This is a genomic window from Agrobacterium sp. 22117 (genome assembly GCF_052045735.1).
Lineage (GTDB): Bacteria > Pseudomonadota > Alphaproteobacteria > Rhizobiales > Rhizobiaceae > Agrobacterium > Agrobacterium cavarae.
In genome coordinates this window covers 383607-404140 of the sequence record NZ_JBQEPP010000002.1, presented here as the reverse complement: position 1 = coordinate 404140, position 20534 = coordinate 383607, and the positions used below count along the sequence as shown (strand labels likewise).

Genomic DNA, 20534 nt, shown 5'->3' with positions numbered 1-20534 from the left:
CCTGCCGTCACATCGCGCCCTTGTCGCTGGCAATTCGCGTTTCCACCGTCTTGGCGATGGCTTTCAGATTGCGGGGCTTGCCAGCGATTTTCTCCAGCGCTGCGACGACCAGATCGCGGGCGACGTAATCCGACTTGTGGCCGAGATTATGGACGACGATAAGCTCTGCTCCCGGGATATCGCGGGCAAGATGCTTGGAGTGGATTTCGGTCGAGACCACGCCGTCCTTGTCCCCGGCAATGATGATCGTCTTCGCTCTGATCTGCCGATAATTCGCAGAGGCATCTTTTGCCCAGCCGTTCAGCGCACCCACTTCCTGGGCGTTGTGACGAAAGGCAACGGGGCGCAAGGCACGGTAGGCTTTGGTCTTCGAAACATAATCGGATGGCATGGGGTTGGGTGCGAAGACGCCTTTGACCGCACCGTTCAACACAATCAGCCCGGCAGGCGGGGCAATCAGGGTGCTGAAGAATACGCCGGCCACGGGCACGCGTGCGGCGTCATAGTACCAGCTGATGCCACCCGGCCACGGGTAGAGGGCTGGTGACAGAAAGACGAGCCCTTCGACCATATCCTTGTGGCGCAGCGCGAAGGCCGCCGTGATCGCGCCGCCGAAGGAGTGACCAACAATGATTGCCTTGCGGATGCCGCGCTTCTTCATCGCCTCGGCAATCGCATCGGCCTGCGCGTCCGGCAGGATGTTTTCCTTCGGTCCGACATCGGAAAGACCATGCCCCGGCCGGTCGACGAAGAGCAGCTTGCCGCGTCCTTCCAGCGGCTCGCGGAAGGAAAAGAGCGGATCGTAAAGGCTGGCACTCGCGCCATGGATGAAGACGATCGGCGGAAGATCGGCCTTCTTTCCGGCGGGCAGCAGGATGCTGTTCAGCTTGAAGCCGCCGACATCGACGCTCTCCTCACCCTTGGTCGGGCTATCCGATCCAGCGATCGCAGGCGTCATCATGCTCATGGCAAGAACCGTTCCGAGCATCGGCAGAAAACTGTTGGGCATGATCGTCCTGAGAAGAGAGGTAACATCACGTCTTGAACCCGGCCATCTCGATACGCAAGACGGAAACGGCCGGGTCCTTAATGGGCAGAACGCCCATTCAGCTTTCCCGTCAGCCAGCAGGAGCAGAACGCCGTGGCCGCGGAAAGTACCGAACCCCAGATGAGGTCGGCAATGGTCAGCGTCGTCGGCCAGGTTACGAGCGTCGCCTGATTGGTGAGGTCATAGGTGCCATAGGCAGCAAAGCCGAAGAAGGCGCCATTGCGCAGCGCCACCACAAGGCGGCGCTGGTCGAGGCCGGGAAGAACCGCAAAGAAGCTCAACGCCGCACAATAGATCAGATAGAAGAGCACGGCGGGAACAAGGCGGAACTGCGGCGCCAGAAGATCACCCAGAAGCGGACGGTAGAGACGGTCCGCCATGGTGCTGAGCCACACCGCATCGATGGCCAGGAAGAAGACCATGGTCGCGATATAGGCGATGACGAACCGTTTCATGAGAACTCCCACGTCTTGAAGCATTTCTGGACGCAAAGCGCGCAAAGCTGTCGCGCCCGGCACCCCAAGGATCAGTTGATACGCGTCCAGTTGACGCCCTTGCAGATGATGCCTGCCAATACGCAGCCCTTGGTCGTCATGTTGGCGCCTTTGACGGAGACGGTCAGTTTGTAGGTGAGGTCGCGCTGCGGATCGAAAGCGGTGCCGGAATATTCGCCGTCGGATGTCGGCTTGATGCTCATCACCAGCTTGTCGCCCGTCTTTTCCTTCGGCGTACCCGGCTTGATCCAGGTGTTGATGGCGCAGATGTCAGAGCCGCAGGGCGCAATCCGGACCTTGGCATTGCCATCGCCGCGCGCCCACTGGCCCTCGATCGTATCTGCAAAGGCACTGCCACCACTCAAAGCAAGGGCAAGGATGGACAGTCTAAGAACCGTTTTCATGCTCAAATCCTTTAACAAGAGGCGTCACTGCGCACCGATGACGAGAACAACGCGCCGACCTTGATTTCGGATCACAAGAAACGGCGTAAGAATTTTTTTTCTTCTGCAAGGAAACCATGACCGGTCGTTCTCCGTAGATTTGGCAGACTCATCATGCTGATCACGGAAAGAACTTTCCTATGGATGTCCTCTTCCTGTTTCTGATTGCCCTTGGCCTGTCGCTTGCCATGATTGCGGCCTGGGCCGTGCAACGCCGCACGGGGGCAAGCGGCTGGATCGATACGATCTGGTCTTTTGCCGTCGGTATCGGCGGCATTGTCGCAATCCTTATTGCTGATGGCACGCAGGAGCGCAGGCTTGCCGCATTCCTGCTCGTGGCCGTCTGGTCCATCCGGCTGGGCAGCCATATCGGCTCTCGCACCAAGGGCGGCGGCGAAGATCCGCGTTATGCCAAGCTCGTCGAGGAATGGGGCGACAACGCCTCCAAACGCCTCTTCCTGTTTCTGCAGATCCAGGCCCTCGCCGGGTTCATTCTGGTCCTTGCCATCTATCTGGCAGCCTTCAGCACAGCCAGCTTCCCCCACTCGCTGGATTTGATCGCCGTCGTCATCGGTCTTCTGGCCATTGCTGGCGAGGCGCTGTCGGACCGGCAACTGGCACGCTTCCGCAAGAAGCCGGAAGCCAAGACCGAGGTCTGCGAGGAAGGCCTGTGGCGCTATTCCCGCCACCCCAACTATTTCTTCGAGTGGCTCTACTGGTGCTCATGGCCGCTGCTGGCGCTGACAGGCCCCTCGCCTTTCGCCTGGGCAGCGCTTCTCGCGCCAGCGTTGATGTATTGGCTCCTCGTCCACGCGTCCGGCATCCCGCCGCTTGAAGAGCACATGCTGCGTTCGCGCGGCGAAAAGTTCCGCGCGCTTCAGCGCCGCGTCAACGCATTTTTCCCCGGCCCACGCAAAGAGGAGGCATGACATGAACATGTTGGCATTCGCCATCAACGCAGCCGAAAAGGCACCGCTGTCCGACGGCCTCACGCTGACCGGCATCGATTTCCTCTGCAACCGCACCAAGCGCCGGCTGGAGAAGGTGCCGGAGAGCAAGGAGGCTGGCTTCGCCCGTGACATGGCGGATTTTCCTGTCGCCACGCACACCGATGACGCCAACCGCCAGCACTACGAAGTCCCGGCGGAATTCTTCTCTCTGGTGCTCGGGCCGCAGCGAAAATACTCCTGCTGCTATTACCTGGGCGATTCCAGCACGCTTGCCGACGCTGAAACCGCGGCACTGGCTGAAACGGTCAAGCATGCCGATGTCCATGACGGTATGGATGTTCTGGAGCTTGGCTGCGGCTGGGGTTCGCTATCGCTTTATCTGGCGCGGCAGTTTCCCAATGCCCGGATAACCTCGGTTTCCAATTCCGCCTCGCAGCGCGCCTATATTGTCGGGGAGGCTGAGCGCCAGGGCCTCAGCAACCTCACCGTCATCACCGCGGACATGAACGACTTTTCCCCATCGGGGACATATGACCGCATCGTTTCGGTCGAGATGTTCGAGCATATGTCCAACTGGCGCGCTCTTTTCGAACGCACCAATGGCTGGCTGAAGACGGATGGAAGGCTGTTCATCCACGTCTTCACCCACAAGAACCGCTCCTACCGCTTCGATCCGAACGACCCTGCCGATTGGATCGCACATCACTTCTTCACCGGCGGCATCATGCCGGCGCATGATCTCCCGCATCGTTTCGCCGATGTCTACGCCGTGGAAGCCGAATGGCGCTGGTCTGGCACGCATTACCGCCGGACTGCCATGGACTGGCTTGCCAATTTCGATGCCAAGTCGGAGAGGATCACACCGATCCTGCAGCGTGTTTACGGCAAGGACGCCTCGCTGTGGCACCGCCGCTGGAGACTGTTCTTCCTCGCCACCGCAGGGCTTTTCGGCCACGACAAGGGCGAGGTTTGGGGCGTCGGACATTATCTGCTGAAGCCGGTCAGCAAATGACAGACAAAGGCGCAAGCGCGAAACAGGATGCGTTGACGGCAGCCACCGTCACCGTTGCCTGGGTCATCATTGCCAACAAGCCGTTCTACCCGCCGACCATCTGGTGGGTCGTCGGCAATGGCGTCGAGGCGGCATGGATCAGCGTGCTTTCCATGCCCTTCTTTCTCGCCATCCCCTTCATCGCCAGGCGGTCCGCACTGGCGGCAAGAATTGCGCTTCCCCTCATCGGCACCATCGACACGGTGTTCGAAACCAAGCTGTTCGGCACGGGATCGGGCACCGAGCTGTTCTTTGCCGCCTGTATCATGCTCGTGGCACTATCTTTCAGGGCAAGCGAAAAACTCTGGCAGATCGGCCTGACGGGCGTCGTCTTTGCCGGGTTCTTGACCACGCGCTACCTGATCGGCGATGCGTTGCACATCTGGAGCGCGGAGGATCTGGGCAAGCTCTTCAACCTCAACGCTTTTGCCGTCGCCTGCCTCACCGCCTTCATCGCGCTTCGCTATTCAGGCCTTCGCGGCGCCGATCACTCCTCCGGCACCAGCCCGTCATAGACTTCCAGAAGTGCGGCGGAGATGGCCGCGCCCAGCGCATTCGCCGCATCGCGGATCTCCTCGTCCTTGCCATCGCGTGACGCGATCGCCAGCGCCGAAGCCTCGACCGCGATGATCTCCTTGGCACGCTCAATGGCCCAAAGGCCAAAATCGCCACGGTTGTCGATCGATACTGTGTCCATTGCTTTGTCATCCCTTGGAAGCAATGCGCCGATATGGAGCAGTGCCAGAAAAAGTCTGTAAGCAAAAAGGCCGGTAAAAGCCACCGGTTGCAGGCTTTGCAGGAGGATCGATGCCGCTCGCACGTTAACGCAATACCGTCTTTCCTGATGACACGCCGGGATCAATGCCGCATGTTCCGGGTTAGAAAACATGTGAGCCCATGTCTCGGGCTTCGAATAGATTTTGAACAAGGAGCTTTTTTGAGATGAGTTTGAAGTTTGGAACGAGCGGTCTGCGCGGCCTGTCGGAAGATCTGAAGGGCAAGGCTTCCGCCCTTTATGCCACAGCCTTCGCCCATCATCTTCTGAACTCCGGCCTGGCAAAACAAGGCGACCCGATCCTGGTCGGACAGGACTTTCGCGACTCCAGCCCAGCGATTGCCGCAAGCTGCATCGGCGCGCTGAAGGCCGCCGGCCTCAAGCCGCTCGATTGCGGCGCGCTGCCGACGCCGGCCCTGGCGCTTTACGGCCTGTCGCTCAAGGCAGCGGCCCTGATGATCACCGGCTCTCACATTCCCGCAGATCGCAACGGCATCAAGTTCTACCGCCCGGATGGCGAAATCGACAAGCAGGACGAAACCGCGATTGCCGATCTGGCCGCAAGCCTGAAGCAGGACGAACTGACCGTTGAGGAAGGCACGGGCGAAAGCCGCGGCAGCGAGGCAAACGAACTCTTCTATGAGCGCAATATCGGTCTTCTGCATGACAATGCGTTGAAAGGCCTGAAGATCGGCGTCTATCAGCACAGCACCGTGGCGCGCGATCTCTTCGTCGACGTCCTGGCCCATTACGGCGCCGACGTCGTGGCGCTTGGCCGCTCGGAGAGCTTCATTCCGGTCGATACCGAAGCGGTCTCTCCCGACACGCTCGAGAAGCTGAAAGCCTGGGCGCCTGAGCATGGTCTGGATGCGATCGTATCCGCCGATGGCGATGGCGACCGGCCTTTGCTTGCCGATGAAACCGGCACGCCGCTGCGTGGCGATCTCATCGGTCTCATTACCTCGAACTTCCTCAAAGCAGGCGTCGTTGTCACGCCGGTCACCTCCAATTCCGGAATCGAAGCGGCGGGTGACTTCAAGGTGGTGCGCACCAAGGTCGGCTCACCTTTCGTCATCGCCGGCATGGCCGATGCGCTGTCGGAAGGTCACGACCACGTGGTCGGCTTTGAGGCCAATGGCGGCTTCCTGACAGCCACGCCCTTTACCCTACACGGCAAGCAGATCGCCCCCCTTCCCACCCGCGACTGCTTCCTACCGATCCTCGCCACGCTGCAATTGAAGGCAAGCGAGGGCAAAACCCTGTCCGAGGTGGCCGCTGCATACTCGCTGCCGGTCGCAGCCGCCGACCGCCTGCAGGATTTCGCCCAGGAGAAGAGCTCGGCTCTGATGGAGCACCTGCGTGCCTCGCGCAGCAATCTCGAAGCGTTCCTCAAGCCGGTCGGCGCAGTCCAGTCCACCAGCGATATCGACGGCCTGCGGGTCACGCTCACAAATGGCAACACCATCCACTTCCGCCCCTCGGGCAATGCCCCGGAAATGCGCTGCTATGTGGAAGCCGCGAATGAAGACGAGGCCAATGCGCTGCTGAACCAGGGCCTCGACCTCATCCGCAATTTCGGCTGATCGTCTTTGACGATCATCAGGATGCGGCAACGCAAATTGCCGCATCCTGGCCTTTCCATTTGCACTTTCCCTGAGGACGCGCCAAAAGCGGAGCAAACGGAGACGGCTAAGGCGTGGCAGACGATACGATCACTCTCTATGAAGCCATTGGTGGAGACGCCACCGTGCGGGCGCTCACCCGCCGCTTCTATCAGCTGATGGACACATTGCCGGAAGCCGCCCATTGCCGCGCCATCCATCCGGCCGATCTTTCCGGCAGCGAAAGCAAGTTCTACGATTATCTGACAGGCTATCTCGGCGGACCGCCGGTCTATGTGGAAAAATACGGCCACCCCATGCTGCGCCGCCGCCATTTCGTCGCACCGATCGGTGCAAGCGAAAGGGATGAGTGGCTGCTCTGCTTCCGCCGCGCCATGGATGAGACGATCGAAAACCCGAAGCTACGGGACATCATCTGGGCGCCGGTCGAAAGACTGGCCTTTCACATGCAAAACCAGGAAGAGGCGCAGCCATGAACCAGGCTATCCTGAAAGCCGGGACACTGTTTTTGAGCGGCGTCCTCGGCGCCTCCGGCGTAGCCCTTGCCGCCGCTGCCACCCACACAGGCGCGACAGTGCTGCTCGGTAATGCGTCCGCCATGTGCCTTGCCCATGCGCCGGTGCTGCTCGGTCTTCACCTTGGTTGGGATCGTATCAAGACCGCGCTGCCCACTGCCCTTCTTCTCGGCCTTGGAACCGCACTCTTTGCCAGCGATCTCGTCTCCAAGCATTTTACCGGCGAAAGCCTCTTTCCCATGGCCGCGCCCGCAGGCGGTCTCGGCATGATCTTCGGCTGGTTGGCGCTTGCAGCCTCGGCCTTTTTTCCATCCGCACGGGACTAGCGCCGCGAAATAGCGGCTCACGCAAACCACGGCAAACGCGTCCAGCTTGACCCGAAGCGTTGCACACCCATTTACGGAACGCCCTCCGCGTGACGTCGTTATCGCTCTGAAAAGTGTCGGAGTGAAACCGGATCGTCGGCGATTGTAGACGATCGGGTTGCAATGGAGCGGGGGCTATATGACATCGAAATGGCAGTGGTGGCTCAACCAGATCGTCCGGCGAATATGGTTCAGGGCCACGTTGTTCTCGGTTGGAGGAGTCGTGACCGCACTTCTCGCCGTCGCCTTCTCCTCCTACATCCCGGCAGAGCTTCCCGCGAAGATCGGTGCCGACGCTGTCGACAAGATCCTCGGCATCATTGCCTCGAGCATGCTGACAGTGACCACCTTCTCATTGAGCACGATGGTCGCCGCCTATTCGGCTGCAACGAACAACGTGACGCCACGGGCCACCAAGCTCGTGATGGAAGACAGCACGACGCAAAATGTGCTGGCCACCTTTGTCGGCTCGTTCCTCTTCAGCCTCGTTGGCATTATCGCGCTTGCAACCGGAGCCTATGGCGACCAGGGCCGCGTGATCCTTTTCGTCGTGACGATCGGCGTCATCCTTCTGATCATCGTCACCCTGCTTCGCTGGATCGATCACCTTTCACGCCTTGGACGTGTGACGGAAACGACGGAGCGCGTGGAGAAAGCCACCATCGAGGCCTTACGGTCCTGGATAGAAAGCCCGTGCCTGGGCGGGAAAGAACTGGAGTACAATGATCCGAGGCTGAGTGCGCCGAACACGCCCGTTCACCAGCCGAAGGTTGGCTATGTCCAGCATGTGGATGGCGGCGCGCTCGGGCAAATTTCGGAAGAACTTGACGTGGAGATCGCAGTTGTGGCGATAGCCGGCAAGCTGGTTGCCCCCAATATTCCCCTGGCCTGGATCGTTGGGGATGTCGATGAAGAGGGTCAAAAACGCGTAGCATCGGCATTCACGATTGGGGACGTCCGATCCTTCGATCAGGACCCGCGTTTCGGTGCTGCGGTTCTGGCTGAAATCGCGTCCAGGTCCTTGTCGCAAGCCATCAACGATTCCGGCACTGCTATCGATCTGATTTCGAGATATATGCGTGTCCTGACGGTCTGGGATGAACACGCCGACGACATCGACGTGCAATATCCGCGCCTGCATGTCGCGCCCATCAGGCTCGAAGATGTCTTCGACGATCTCTTCATTCCGCTTGCCCGCGATGGCGCCGCGATCCTTGAAGTCGGCATTCGACTGCAGAAGGCGTTCATCACCCTTTCCGGTTTTCGCCACCCCGAGTTCAAACGCATTGCCGTCCAACATTCCAGAAGCGCAATCAAGCGTGCCGAAGCAACATCGATGATCGAAGAAGACCTCGACAAGCTTCGGCGTATCGCAGGCCTGTTGGGACCGGCGTAAGACCGGGCGGCGGACAAGGGCGATCCGCAGATCGCCTCGCTCGGCGTGTGAAATGGATAGCGATCCACTTTGACCGCAACGACGACGTTTCGGTGCGTCTTTGCCAGAACGCGCATGTGCTTTCGCGTCGATCCCCGAGACCTCTTATGAACTTCGCTTGCACGTGACTGTGCGCGCAAACGCATTTGACAACGCTCATCATCCCGCTACAGTATGACGCAATAAGAATGCATATTCCATTATTGTGGATTCAAAAGAGGGAACGTCATGCTCAAACGCACTTTGCTTGCAGCCTCCTTGTTCTTGCTGCCCGCCATGTCCACGCCGAGTTTTGCCAGCGGCGTCGTCAATGTCGCGACGATCGGTGAACCGCCCACACTCGACCCGATGGCATCGACCGCCGATGTGGTGGGCATGATCACGCAGCACATCTTCGAAACGCTCTTCACCTTCGATGCCGAATGGAACGTCGTTCCGCTGCTGGCCGAGGGAATGCCGACCGTTTCCGCCGACGGCAAGACCTATGACATCGCGCTGCGCAAGGGCATCAAGTTCCACGACGGCTCCACCATGACATCCGCCGATGTCGTCGCCTCGATCGAGCGCTGGGCCAAGATCGCATCACGCGGCAAGCAGGTCGCACCTTATCTGAGTTCGGTCACCGCCAAGGGTGATGACGGCATTCAGATCGTGCTGAACAAGCCCTATGCGCCGTTGCTCTCGCTTCTCGCCTTCAACAATTCCGCCGCCGTCATCATGCCAAAGGCAAACCTTGCCGAAGACCCGCTGACCAAGATCATCGGCACCGGCCCCTATATGCTGAAAGAACGCAAGGCCGACCAGTATATCCAGCTCGTCCGCTTCGATGGCTACCAATCGCGGTCCGAAGCGGCCAACGGCTTTGGCGGCGCACGCAAGGCCATTCTCGATGAAGTCCGCTTCGTGCCGGTTCCCGATGCCAATACCCGCCTCGAAGGTGCCGTCTCCGGCCAGTTCGACTATGCCGACTCTCTTCCGCCTGAAACCTTCGACCGCCTGAAGGCGTCGCAGGCGTCCGAGCCTGTGGTGCTGAAGCCCTATGGTGCGCCAGTCATGGTGATGAACACCAAGGAAGGTGTGCTTGCCAACAAGGAGATGCGCCACGCCATCCAGGCCGCGCTGAACCCGGAAGACATGCTGCTGGCCGCCTTCGGCAATCCGGAATTCTTCGCCGTCGATGGCGCGCTCTATCCGCAAGGCTATACCTGGCACACGGAAGAGGGCATCGAGCGTTATGGCGCGGGCGATCCCGAAGCGGCAGCAGCCATGGCCAAGAAGGCCGGTTATGACGGTGAAAAGCCGATCCGCATCCTGACCAGCCGCCAGTATGAGTTCCACTACAAGATGGCGCAGGTGGCGGCCGAGTATCTGAAGGCCGCCGGCTTCAAGGTCGAGCTTGGCGTCTTCGACTGGGCAACGCTGACCACCCGCCGGGCCGATCCGAAACTGTGGGACATCTTCATCACCCACGGCCCCTTCCCGCCGGAGCCTATCCTCAACGGCTGGATGTCCGACAGCTATCCCGGCTGGTGGTCGACACCTGCCAAGGCCGCAGCAGTCGAGCCCTTCATTGCGGAATCCGACCCGGAAAAGCGCAAGGCCCTCTTCGCCGAAATTCAGAAGGTCTTCTATGAGGAAGCCCCGGTTTACAAGGTTGGCGATTTCAATGCGCTGAGCTCGAAGAAGAAGACGCTCAAGGATTTCAAGCCATCCCCTTGGCCGTATTTCTGGAATGTCAGCACCGGAAACTGAGGTCACCTCTCCTCCCAAGAAGACACGTGTCCCGCATCCTGTGCGGGGCACGCCGCAAGCCTCCTTCATCGATTATGAGCATCTGTCATGACGCGTTCTTTTCCCAAGGACTTTCTCTGGGGCGTCGCCGCCTCCGCCTTCCAGACCGAAGGCGCCGTCAACAAGGATGGCCGCGGCCAGAGTGTCTGGGATGTTTATGCCCACACGCCGGGCCGCACCACCAATGGCGAGACGGCGGATATCGCCTGCGATCACTACCACCGCTATCCGGAAGATATCGGCCTGATGAGCGGTCTTGGCGTCGGCGCCTATCGCCTGTCGACCGCATGGCCGCGCATTTTCCCGCAAGGCTCCGGCCAGGTGAACCAGCGCGGGCTCGATTTCTACGACCGCGTCATCGACCTCCTTTTGCATGAAGGCATCGAGCCGTGGATTTGCTTGCATCATTGGGACATGCCAGTGGCGGTGGAAGAAAAGGGCGGCTGGCGCTCGCGCGAAACCCCAAAGATCTTCGCCGATTACGCCGCGACGATTGCCCGCCACTTTGGCGATCGCGTCAAACGCTTTGCGCCGATCAACGAACCGAACGTCATTCCCTGGGTCGCCTATAATGTCGGCCGCCACGCGCCGGGCAAACAGTCCTACGAGGACAGCCTGCAGGCCATCCACACGCTGAACCTTGCCCATGGTTACTCGGTCAAGGCCGTTCGCGCCGAAGCGCCCAAGGCGGAAGTCGGCAACATCGTCTCGCTCGGGCCGGTACGTCCGCATTACGACGACGCGGCCCACGAGGAAGCCCGCATTCTAGGCGATTGCCTCTGGCGCCGCGTGACCGTCGACCCGCTGTGGCTCGGCACCTATCCGGAGCCGATCGCCAAGCAAATGGAGCCGTTCATTCTTGGCGACGACATGGCCGATATCAGCCAGACAATGGATTTCTTCGGCCTCAACCACTACAATCCGGTCTTCGTCGGCCCCAACAAGAACACGACCTTCGGCGTTGCCGAGACCGCCCCGCCCACCGGCATGGGTCCGCTCACCGATGTCAACTGGGTCGTCGATCCGCAAGCTTTCCTCGAACAGATCCGCGATACCAGCGAGCGCTATAACAAGCCGACCATCTACATCACCGAAAACGGCGCCTCCTATCCGGACGCGCTCGGCCCGGATCGCAAGGTCATCGACAAGGATCGCATCGCCTATTTCGAAGGCTACCTGAACGTTCTTCTCGACGCACTCGAAGAAGGCCACGATATCAAGGGCTATTTCGCTTGGTCGCTGATGGACAATTTCGAATGGGGGCGCGGCTATTCCAAACGCTTCGGTCTGGTCTATGTCGATTACCCGACACTACAGCGTATTCCGAAGGCGTCATATCACTGGCTGAGCGATGTGATTCGGAAGAACGCTTTGTAAAAGGTGATAGGAACTCTCCTGAAGAGAGGTGACACTGCAAGCTTCAACCTCTCCGTCATCCTCGGGCTCGACCCGAGGATCCATGTTTCAAGCGCTTACGGGTGCGGCTGCGGATTCTCGGCTGAAGGCCGAGGATGGCGAGAGCCGAACTTGAGAGGCCTTTTAAGCCCCCTCAGCATCATCCCTTAATTCGCACCGCGCTCATTCATCGTCTGCAGCGCCCGCTCGAGGCTGGACTTGCTGCCATTGCGCAACGGGATGAAAGTCTTGCCGAACTTCTTGCAGCCGGATTTGACGCGCAGGCACGCGTCGTGGCTGATACAGTCGATGGGGCAGAAGACGCAGTCGACCGACGGTAGCAGCGTGTCGATGCGGGAAACCGCTTCGCGCAAGCCCCCGTCATGGTGGATCAGTTCGGCATCGAAGTTGCTGGCGATCTGGCGCAGATGCGCCACCTGGCAGTCGCGCCCGCCGACATAGAGAAAGCTCTTCGGACCGGAAGGTGCCTGCTGTTGTACGGACGTGTCCGGCGATTGAGAGCGATCATCCTGCTTGCCCCGAACTGCCTTCTTCTTTTCTTTCCGCGCCATGCCTCACCTTGCCGTTGAAACCCGGCCCTCTGCCGGTTCTTGGAGCGCACGATATTAAAGATGAGTTTTAGAGTAAAGAATAAAGTTGATGATAATCGTCATGTTTTTCTCAAACATGCAGCGCACTGCGCGGAAATTCCTGATAGGCTGGTACCTGAGTGCCGATGAACCCGTTGGCCACCCACCAGAACGCTATTCAAAAATGTATAGCCGGGCCATCGGCTAGACGGATTGAAAAGTAGCGATCTCGCATTTACATTCCCCTCACCAGAGCTTTTACAAAGCGTGCATCAGGGGAATGGGACACGCTTGCGTAATATCGCCGACATCGCGGTCAGGTAAACCGGATGGAGGCTGATATCGTAGAAGAGTCTAATGAATATCGCATGCACTTCTCGCCGAAGATGATTGGCGCCGATGACGGCGCATGATCATCGCGCGACCCACTGTGGACGGACAAATATATGCAGCGCATCGCACCGATTGCAGGTTTTACTGCCCTTCTTCTTCTGGGCTCCGCTCTTCAGACAGTGGCGCAGGCAGAAGGTGAGCCCGTGCAGGCAAGCCGCAACAACCTGCCCGCCATCGTGGTGACGGAGGTGGCAAAGCGCGACCTCGTGGACCGCGTGATTGCCACCGGCACCATTCGCCCGGTGGACGAGATTTATGTCCAGCCGCAGGTGGAGGGCCTTGCCCTCGACAAGCTTAATGTCGATGTGGGCGACAAAGTGGAGGCAGGCTCGGTTCTCGCCGAGCTTTCCCGCGACAGCCTGCTTTTGCAAAAGAGCCAGCTGGAAGCCAACCGGGCGAAAGCCGAGGCAGGCGTTGCCCAGAGCAAAGCGCAGGTGATCGAAGCCCAGGCCAATCTGGATGACGCCGTGCGCCAGAAGGATCGCGCCGCCCGCCTTGGCCAGTCCGGCTCGGGCTCTGTATCCCAGGTGGAACAGACGGCAGCGGCGGCAGATGTCGCCAAGGCGCGCCTCGAGGCAGCCAGGCAGACCGTGACGGTCGGTGAAGCCGATATCAAGGTGGTGGATGCGCAGATCGAGGATATCGATCTGAAGCTCGCCCGCACCGGCGTCAAGACGCCCGTCGCCGGCGTCATTTCCGCCAAGAATGCCCGCATCGGCGCCATTGCCAGCGGGTCGGGCAACCCCCTCTTCACCATCATCCGGGATGGCGCGATCGAGCTTGTCGCCGACCTGTCGGAGACCGATATTCAAAAGGTCGAGGTCGGCCAGAAGGCGCGCCTCACCGTCGCCGGCGGCAGTCAGAAGATCGAGGGCACCGTGCGCATCGTCTCTCCCACGGTCGATCCGACCACGCGCCTCGGCGCAGTCCATATCGTGCTTCCAGCCAATAGCCCGGCGCGCGCCGGCATGTATGCCAATGCCGAGATCGTCGTTGCTTCCGCCAATGCGCTGGCCCTCCCCCTGTCGGCTGTTACCTCGGGGCGTGACGGCTCCACCTCGCGCAAGGTCGAAAACGGTGTCATCAGGCAGGTGAAGATCGAAACCGGCATTCAGGATTCCGGCTTTGTGGAAATCAAACAAGGCCTGTCGCAGGGCGACAAGGTCGTGGAGAAGGCTGGCGCTTTCGTCCGCGACGGTGACAAGATCAACCCGGTTCCGGCTGCCGCCGCGGCCTCGAACTAAAGCGAAGGCACAACCATGAACTTCTCTGCATGGTCCATCCGCAATCCGATTGCGCCGCTGCTTGCCTTCGCGCTGCTGCTCTTCCTTGGCATCAAGGCATTCTACGACCTTCCGATCACCCGCTTCCCCAATATCGACGTTCCCGTCGTTGCCATCACGGTCACGCAGAGCGGCGCCTCGCCTTCCGAACTGGAGGCGCAGGTGACGAAGGAAGTGGAAGATGCCGTCGCCTCGATCAGCGGCATCGATGAAATCCAGTCCACCGTGACCGACGGTCAGTCGCTGACGACCGTTCTCTTCCGTATCGAAAAGCCGACCGAAGAGGCCGTGCAGGACACCAAGGACGCGATCGACAAGATCCGCTCCAACCTTCCCGCCGGCATCGAAGAGCCCGTCGTCAGCAAGATCGACGTCGAGGGCCAGGCGATCCAGACCTTTGCGGTCTCCTCGCCGAACATGACACTGGAAGAGCTTTCCTGGTTCGTGGATGACACCATCAAGCGCGCACTCCAGGGCCAGCCGGGCGTCGGCAAGATCGACCGCTACGGTGGTGCTGACCGTGAAGTGCGTGTGTCGCTCAACCCATCGAAGCTCGATGCCTATGGCATCACCGCAGCCGAGGTGAACAACCAGCTGCGCGGCACCAATATCGATCTGGGCTCCGGCCGTGGACAGGTCGGCGGCAACGAACAGACGATCCGCACGCTCGGCGACGCCCGCAACGTGGCGGAACTTTCCAATACGACGATCGCACTACCGAACGGCAACTTCGTCAAGCTGTCGGAACTCGGAAGAGTGACCGATACGTATGAGGAGCCGAAGTCCTTCTCGCGCTTCAACGGCAATCCCGCCGTCACCTTCGCCGTCTTCCGCGCCAAGGGCGCCAGCGAAGTGACGGTGTCCGAAACCGTGGCGCAGAACCTCGACAAGGTGCGCACAGACCATCCGGATGTCGCCATCCAGATGGTGGATGACTCGGTCTACTTCACCTATGGAAACTACGAGGCCGCCCTTCACACGCTGATGGAAGGCTCGATCCTGGCCGTCATCGTCGTGCTGCTCTTCCTGCGCAACTGGCGCGCAACGCTGATTGCGGCCGTCGCGCTGCCGCTCTCGGCCATCCCCACCTTCTGGGTCATGGACCTGCTCGGTTTCTCGCTGAACCTCGTCAGCTTCCTGGCGCTGACGCTGGCAACCGGTATTCTCGTCGATGATGCGATCGTGGAGGTGGAAAACATCTCGCGACACATCAAGATGGGCAAGACGCCCTATCGCGCAGCGCTTGAAGCTGCCGATGAAATCGGCCTTGCGGTGATCGCCACCAGCTTCACCATCATCGCGGTTTTCGTCCCCGTCTCCTTCATGCCCGGCATTCCCGGCCAGTACTTCATCCAGTTCGGCCTGACCGTCGCCTTCTCCGTCTTCTTCTCGCTGATGGTTGCGCGTCTGATCACGCCGCTGATGGCCGCCTATCTGATGCGCGCCGACGATGCCGTCGACGATCATCACGATAATGACGGTCGCCTGATGAAGGCCTATACGCGCATGGTGACGGGCACGACCCGCAGATGGTGGGCACGCTACCTGACCCTGCTCGGCGCGATCGGCTTCCTCGTCGCCTCGCTGATGCTGCTCGCCCAGGTGCCCGGCAGCTTCCTGCCGCCGGACGACTCCTCGCGCGTCGTGCTGTCGATCGAGCTTCCGCCCAATGCGACGCTCGACGAGACCGACGCCACGACTGCCAAGATCAATGACGCCATCAAGGGCATCGACGGCGTGGAAAGCGTCTTCATCCTCGGCGGCGCGTCCCCCAAGGGCGATCTTGAACTGCGCCGTGCGACAGTGCGTGTCATCTTGAAGAAGATCGACCACTCGCTGCTGAAGACCATCGTCAATCGTGGTTTCGGCTCCATTCCGCTGATCGGTCCTCATCTGCCAAAGATCGAAGAAAATGGCAGAACCCGGCCCCAATGGGATGTGGAGCGCGACATCTTCGCCAGCGTTCACAACATCCCGGATGTGCGCATCATCAAGCTCAACGACCGCGCGGAACGCGAACTCGCCTTCAACTTCCTCTCGTCCAGTGAAGAGGACCTGAACCAGGCCGTCGGCATTCTGGAATCGCGCCTGCGTGCCTCACCGATCCTCGCCAATGTCAGCTCGGAAGGTGCCTTGCCGCGTCCCGAACTGCAGATCCGCCCGCGCAAGGATGAAATCGCCCGCCTCGGCATCACGCCGCAGCAGATTTCACAGACCGTGCGCGTTGCCACCATCGGCGATATCGATGCGCAGCTGACGAAGATCTCACTTGATGACCGGCAGATCCCGATCCGCGTCCAGACCTCGCTCGATGTGCGGCGCGATCTGGCCGCCATCCGCGCGCTGAAGATCAAGACTGCTTCCGGCGCAACCGTGCCACTCTATAGCGTGGCCGATATCGACTATTCGGAAGGCCCGAGCTCCATCAAGCGCAATGACCGCAACCGCGTTGTCGCCATCGGCTCTGACGTCCCCTTCGGCACTGCACTCGATACCTCGACGAATGAGTTCAAACGGATCGTTGAAGAAACAAAGCTTCCGCCAACGGTTCGCCTTGCGGAAAGCGGTGATGCCAAGGTGCAAGGTGAAATGCAGCAAGGCTTCGTCAACGCCATGCTGCTCGGCCTGCTGCTGGTTCTCGTCGTTCTTATCCTCCTCTTCAAGGACGTGATCCAGCCCTTCACCATTCTCTTCTCGCTGCCGCTTGCGATCGGCGGTGTGGCAGTGGCGCTGATCGTCACGCAGAACGCGCTCTCCATGCCGGTTCTGATCGGCATTCTGATGCTGATGGGCATCGTCACCAAGAACGCCATCCTGCTCGTCGATTTCGCCATCGAGATGCGACGCCACGGCATGGAGCGCGTTCAAGCCATGGTGGAGGCCGGCCGCAAGCGCGCCCGTCCGATCATCATGACCTCGATCGCCATGTCCGCCGGCATGCTGCCATCCGCACTCGGCGTCGGCGAAGGCGGCTCATTCCGCGCGCCGATGGCAATCGCGGTGATCGGCGGTATCATCGTCTCGACGGTTCTGTCCCTGATCGTCGTTCCAGCCTTCTTCCTGATCATGGACGACCTGTCGCGCCTGCTCTCTCACCTCTTCGGCCGATTCATCGGCAAGAAGGAAGAGGAGCACCCGATCCTGTCATCGGAAGAACTGTCGAACGTCGCGCGGGAAAACAGCGAGGCTATCGCCTCCATGGAAGAGCGTATCGCAGCGGTAGAGAAGAATGCGCCAAAGGATAGCCGCAAAGGCAAATCCGACAACGTGCTTCGGCTTCCACCTCTCGCGGCAGAGTAGATCACGTCTTCACAACATCCTTCAATCCGGTGAAACCGCATTCACCGGATTGCCCACTCAGGTCCACGTCATAACGAACATCTGTATCATATCATGATACACACCACTTGATGTTGGAAATGTATCACGCTATGATACATGTCGTAGTTAGAGGCTAGGCGTGATCCGCTCGTTCAAAGACTCCATGACTGAGATGGTCGCGAGCGGAAAAGCCCCGAAAGGTTTTCCGGCCGACATCGTCAGATCGTCGGTTCGCAAATTGACGATGATCGACGTGGCTCATGATTGGGAAGACCTTCGTTCGCCGCCGGGCAACAGACTGGAGGCGTTGAAGGGAAATCGTGCAGGCCAGCATTCGATCAGGATTAACGATCAATGGCGCATTTGTTTTGTCTGGAAAGACGGCGGCGCCGAAGACGTTGAGATTGTCGACTACCACTGAGAGGAGCCGTTATGACAAGTGTCTTGCCCCCTGTTCACCCCGGTGAAATCCTTCGAGAAGAGTATCTCCTGCCGCTTGGGATGAGTGCTGGCGCACTGGCAAAAAAGCTGCAGGTGCCCCGAACGCGCATCGAGCGGCTCGCGACCGAGCAGGCTTCGGTGACGCCCGATACCGCACTTCGTCTGGCGAAGTTCTTCAAGACCTCTCCGCAGTTCTGGATGAGCATGCAGGCCAGTTACGACCTGAAGATCGAAGCGGCGCATTTGAAAGATGCACTGGAGACCATTCCTGAAATCGATGTCGCAACGGCGGCGTGATTGCGACGCATAAGGGAAGCGGCGCGCTCTTAGTCAAGCCTATTGGGCGAAGGCCCACACGTCTCAAATTTCATCAAAGTTTGATCGAAATCAATTTGAGCTCTGCAGAACCGGCTATCCTCTCCCCCATGACAACATCCATGGCCGAAGGTTCGCGCCTCTTCCAATCGATCTGACGAGACGGGCGCGCGGATGATATGGTTACGGGGGACGAGCGTGAGCAAGATCGAGAAACTGACCAACAGGGACAAAGCCCTTCTCATTCGCAGTGACCTTCTGTCTCCCATGAGCGAGACATCGGCGCGGTCGGTCATCGATGCCGCGTCACTTTTGACGCTACCCTCCCGTCATGTGCTCTTCACCGAGGCGAGTGCGGCGGAATATCTCTATTACGTATTGAACGGCCATGTGCGCCTGTTTCGCACCAGTCGCGACGGGCGCGAGGCTGATATTCGCATCTGCAGTCCAGGCGAAACCTTCAACGATTGCATGATCTTCGAGACCGGCAACCACCGCTACAGCGCCCAGACCACCGAATGCTGCCTGCTGGCGAGGCTGGAACTGTCGCGCATCAGGGCGATGCTCGAAGCGGACCCAACGGTGGCGCGTGCCATGATCGAAACCCTGTCGAAAAACAATCTGAAAGTCATGGATTGCGTCGCCAATGATAGGTTGCAGACCGCGCCTCAACGCGTGGCGCATTACCTGGCGACCCAGGCGCCGACGGATAATGGCTCATATTCGCTGCGCCTGCCGTTTCAGAAAAGCGTGCTGGCGGGCAAGCTCGGCCTTGCACCCGAAGCGCTCTCGCGCGCCTTCTCCACCCTGAAAAGCTGCGGCGTCAGCGTGCGCGGACGCGTTATCCACATCAAAGACCCGGCGGCCCTGAACAGGCTGTGACCCGGATTGAGCCTGTGGACGTGTCAAAGCGGACCGGGCCTCCCACAGGCTAATCCTTTTACAAACCGCCCTGCTGCTTGAGAAAGCCGACGATCCGGTCGATGCCTTCGCCGCGCTTCATGTCGGTGAAGAAGAATGGCATGTCCTTGCGCATGCGGGTGGCATCGCTATCCATCACCTCAAGATCGGCACCGACATAAGGTGCCAGATCCTTCTTGTTGATCACCAGAAGGTCGGAGCGGGTGATGCCTGGCCCGCCCTTGCGCGGGATTTCCTCGCCCTGGCAGACGGAGATGACATAGATGGTGATGTCCGCCAGATCGGGAGAGAAGGTGGCCGCGAGATTGTCGCCGCCCGATTCGATGAAGACCACGTCGAGATCGGGGAAGCGCTCGTTCAAACCGGCAATCGCCTGAAGATTGATCGTAGCATCTTCCCGGATCGCCGTGTGCGGGCAGCCGCCGGTTTCCACGCCGACGATGCGCTCCGATGGCAGCGCTTGCATGCGCACCAGCGCTTCGGCATCTTCCTTGGTGTAGATGTCATTAGTGACGACGGCGACGGAGAATTCAGAGCTCATCGCCTTGCACAGCTTTTCCGTCAATGCCGTCTTGCCGGAACCGACAGGTCCGCCGATACCAACTCTAAGCGGCCCATTTCCCGATTTCATGCCTGCTTCCCTTCTGGATGTGTTTTGCCGACCATAGCGGTCTCACGCCTGCCTCATCAACACCAAAGTAAAGGGAAGGCGGTCAGGAGCGGAAGAGCCGCGTTCCCTGCACCTCATGGCGCATGGGCGCCGTATCGGCAATGATGGTGGCCGATCCGAGATCATCGAGCGTGGCGGTAGAGGCTCGGCTTGAAACCTCTCCCACCACCTCCTCCAGCCTTGCCAGGATCGCAACACCATCCTTCTGCCCCGCGACACCAAGACGGATGCCTGCGGAAACCAGTTGCGACAGGCCGGAGTGCAGATAGGCGGCGAGAATATCCTCCAACGCAATGTCATGCGCGGCGGCAACTGCACCCACCGCAACCGGATAGGTCGGCGAGGCCGGTAGCCTGTCGAAGACTGGGGACGGCCAGGCGCGCGCAGCCTCCACAAAGGCATCGCCCAGGAGAACCGTCTCGCGATAGCGCTCCGCCGAACCCGCAAGAGCACGCGACAGATCGGCAATCTCGTTGAGCATGGCGTCGTCGGCAAAGCCGTTCCAGGCCTGGCACACCATCACCGCATCGTTCCACAAGGTCCCACGCTGGAGTGAAAGCCCAATCCAGTCGCTGAGACTTTCAGCATCGGTAATGCGGCGGTCCGCAACAGCGCTTTCAAGACCACCTGAATAGGAAAAGGCGCCCACCGGAAAGGCGGGCGACATCCAGGCCAGCAGTCTGAGCAGGCTATCCACATTGCGTTTCGGCATCATG

At 59.9% G+C, this 20534-nt stretch carries 20 protein-coding genes and 1 pseudogene; 14 read left to right on the top strand and 7 right to left on the bottom strand.

The window, feature by feature from the left end; genetic code table 11:
• Window positions 1-7: 7 nt before the first annotated feature.
• From ACTJKV_RS06355 to ACTJKV_RS06345, 3 genes are all read right to left on the bottom strand, one after another.
• Window positions 8-1009, bottom strand: coding sequence for an alpha/beta fold hydrolase (locus tag ACTJKV_RS06355; protein WP_274101909.1), 1002 nt, complete (start codon window positions 1007-1009; stop codon window positions 8-10).
• A 77-nt stretch (window positions 1010-1086) separates the two neighbouring features.
• A complete protein-coding gene (locus tag ACTJKV_RS06350; protein ID WP_111850375.1) occupies window positions 1087-1503 on the bottom strand; it encodes a DUF2177 family protein in 417 nt (138 codons plus the stop codon).
• Window positions 1504-1574: 71 nt separating this feature from the next.
• Window positions 1575-1946 carry a DUF2147 domain-containing protein gene (locus ACTJKV_RS06345; RefSeq protein ID WP_274101908.1) on the bottom strand — a complete coding sequence of 124 codons (372 nt, stop codon included), beginning with the start codon at window positions 1944-1946 and terminating at the stop codon, window positions 1575-1577.
• Between the two features lie 179 nt (window positions 1947-2125).
• Here ACTJKV_RS06345 and ACTJKV_RS06340 point away from each other — a divergent pair, with 179 nt between their 5' ends.
• From ACTJKV_RS06340 to ACTJKV_RS06330, 3 genes are read left to right on the top strand one after another with little or no spacing between them, the layout of a single operon-like run.
• Window positions 2126-2914 (top strand): DUF1295 domain-containing protein, encoded by a 789-nt coding sequence (locus ACTJKV_RS06340; RefSeq protein ID WP_130979255.1) that lies wholly within the window; start codon window positions 2126-2128, stop codon window positions 2912-2914.
• Between the two features lies 1 nt (window position 2915).
• Entirely contained in the window at window positions 2916-3947 is a 1032-nt protein-coding gene (locus ACTJKV_RS06335) for an SAM-dependent methyltransferase (protein ID WP_113261636.1), read from the top strand.
• Window positions 3944-4501: a hypothetical protein gene (locus ACTJKV_RS06330; protein WP_113261637.1), complete on the top strand. Its 558-nt coding sequence runs from the start codon at window positions 3944-3946 to the stop codon at window positions 4499-4501. The genes ACTJKV_RS06335 and ACTJKV_RS06330 overlap by 4 nt, the downstream gene beginning before the upstream one ends.
• Here ACTJKV_RS06330 and ACTJKV_RS06325 read toward each other — a convergent pair.
• A complete protein-coding gene (locus tag ACTJKV_RS06325) occupies window positions 4474-4683 on the bottom strand; it encodes a hypothetical protein (RefSeq protein WP_062426615.1) in 210 nt (69 codons plus the stop codon). The genes ACTJKV_RS06330 and ACTJKV_RS06325 overlap by 28 nt on opposite strands.
• Before the next feature lie 245 nt (window positions 4684-4928).
• Between ACTJKV_RS06325 and ACTJKV_RS06320 the strand changes: the two genes are divergently transcribed.
• The 6 genes from ACTJKV_RS06320 (at window position 4929) to ACTJKV_RS06295 (ending at window position 11866) form a co-directional block, all read left to right on the top strand.
• Complete coding sequence (locus ACTJKV_RS06320; protein ID WP_274101905.1) at window positions 4929-6344, top strand: phosphomannomutase; 1416 nt, start codon at window positions 4929-4931, stop codon at window positions 6342-6344.
• A gap of 113 nt (window positions 6345-6457) precedes the next feature.
• Window positions 6458-6859 (top strand): group II truncated hemoglobin, encoded by a 402-nt coding sequence (locus tag ACTJKV_RS06315; RefSeq protein WP_130979259.1) that lies wholly within the window; start codon window positions 6458-6460, stop codon window positions 6857-6859.
• Window positions 6856-7224, top strand: a complete 369-nt coding sequence (locus ACTJKV_RS06310) for a DUF423 domain-containing protein (protein ID WP_274101904.1) — start codon at window positions 6856-6858, stop codon at window positions 7222-7224. Before ACTJKV_RS06315 ends, ACTJKV_RS06310 begins: the two co-directional genes overlap by 4 nt.
• A 178-nt stretch (window positions 7225-7402) precedes the next feature.
• Window positions 7403-8659, top strand: a complete 1257-nt coding sequence (locus tag ACTJKV_RS06305) for a DUF2254 domain-containing protein (RefSeq protein WP_274101903.1) — start codon at window positions 7403-7405, stop codon at window positions 8657-8659.
• Between the two features lie 267 nt (window positions 8660-8926).
• Window positions 8927-10450, top strand: a complete 1524-nt coding sequence (locus ACTJKV_RS06300; RefSeq protein WP_062439997.1) for an ABC transporter substrate-binding protein — start codon at window positions 8927-8929, stop codon at window positions 10448-10450.
• An 87-nt stretch (window positions 10451-10537) separates the two neighbouring features.
• Window positions 10538-11866 carry a GH1 family beta-glucosidase gene (locus tag ACTJKV_RS06295; RefSeq protein WP_062426247.1) on the top strand — a complete coding sequence of 443 codons (1329 nt, stop codon included), beginning with the start codon at window positions 10538-10540 and terminating at the stop codon, window positions 11864-11866.
• Window positions 11867-12051: 185 nt separating this feature from the next.
• Here the strand turns inward: ACTJKV_RS06295 and ACTJKV_RS06290 are convergent.
• A pseudogene (locus ACTJKV_RS06290) lies at window positions 12052-12357 on the bottom strand (DUF2325 domain-containing protein); the annotation flags it as partial.
• Window positions 12358-12920: 563 nt separating this feature from the next.
• On the opposite strand from ACTJKV_RS06290, the gene ACTJKV_RS06285 reads away from it, so the two are divergent.
• The 5 genes from ACTJKV_RS06285 (at window position 12921) to ACTJKV_RS06265 (ending at window position 19109) form a co-directional block, all read left to right on the top strand.
• Window positions 12921-14111, top strand: coding sequence for an efflux RND transporter periplasmic adaptor subunit (locus ACTJKV_RS06285; protein WP_113180681.1), 1191 nt, complete (start codon window positions 12921-12923; stop codon window positions 14109-14111).
• A 15-nt stretch (window positions 14112-14126) separates the two neighbouring features.
• A complete protein-coding gene (locus tag ACTJKV_RS06280) occupies window positions 14127-17450 on the top strand; it encodes an efflux RND transporter permease subunit (protein WP_062439991.1) in 3324 nt (1107 codons plus the stop codon).
• Between the two features lie 160 nt (window positions 17451-17610).
• On the top strand, window positions 17611-17892 hold the full coding sequence (locus ACTJKV_RS06275) for a type II toxin-antitoxin system RelE/ParE family toxin (RefSeq protein ID WP_113180682.1): 282 nt from the start codon (window positions 17611-17613) through the stop codon (window positions 17890-17892).
• 11 nt (window positions 17893-17903) lie between these two features.
• Entirely contained in the window at window positions 17904-18209 is a 306-nt protein-coding gene (locus tag ACTJKV_RS06270) for a HigA family addiction module antitoxin (protein ID WP_113180683.1), read from the top strand.
• Between the two features lie 216 nt (window positions 18210-18425).
• Window positions 18426-19109 (top strand): Crp/Fnr family transcriptional regulator, encoded by a 684-nt coding sequence (locus ACTJKV_RS06265; protein WP_062598795.1) that lies wholly within the window; start codon window positions 18426-18428, stop codon window positions 19107-19109.
• A gap of 58 nt (window positions 19110-19167) precedes the next feature.
• Here the strand turns inward: ACTJKV_RS06265 and ureG are convergent, their stop codons facing one another.
• Window positions 19168-19779, bottom strand: a complete 612-nt coding sequence (gene ureG, locus ACTJKV_RS06260) for an urease accessory protein UreG (protein WP_062439974.1) — start codon at window positions 19777-19779, stop codon at window positions 19168-19170.
• An 82-nt stretch (window positions 19780-19861) separates the two neighbouring features.
• Window positions 19862-20533, bottom strand: coding sequence for an urease accessory protein UreF (locus ACTJKV_RS06255; RefSeq protein WP_274101902.1), 672 nt, complete (start codon window positions 20531-20533; stop codon window positions 19862-19864).
• Window position 20534: the final 1 nt, after the last annotated feature.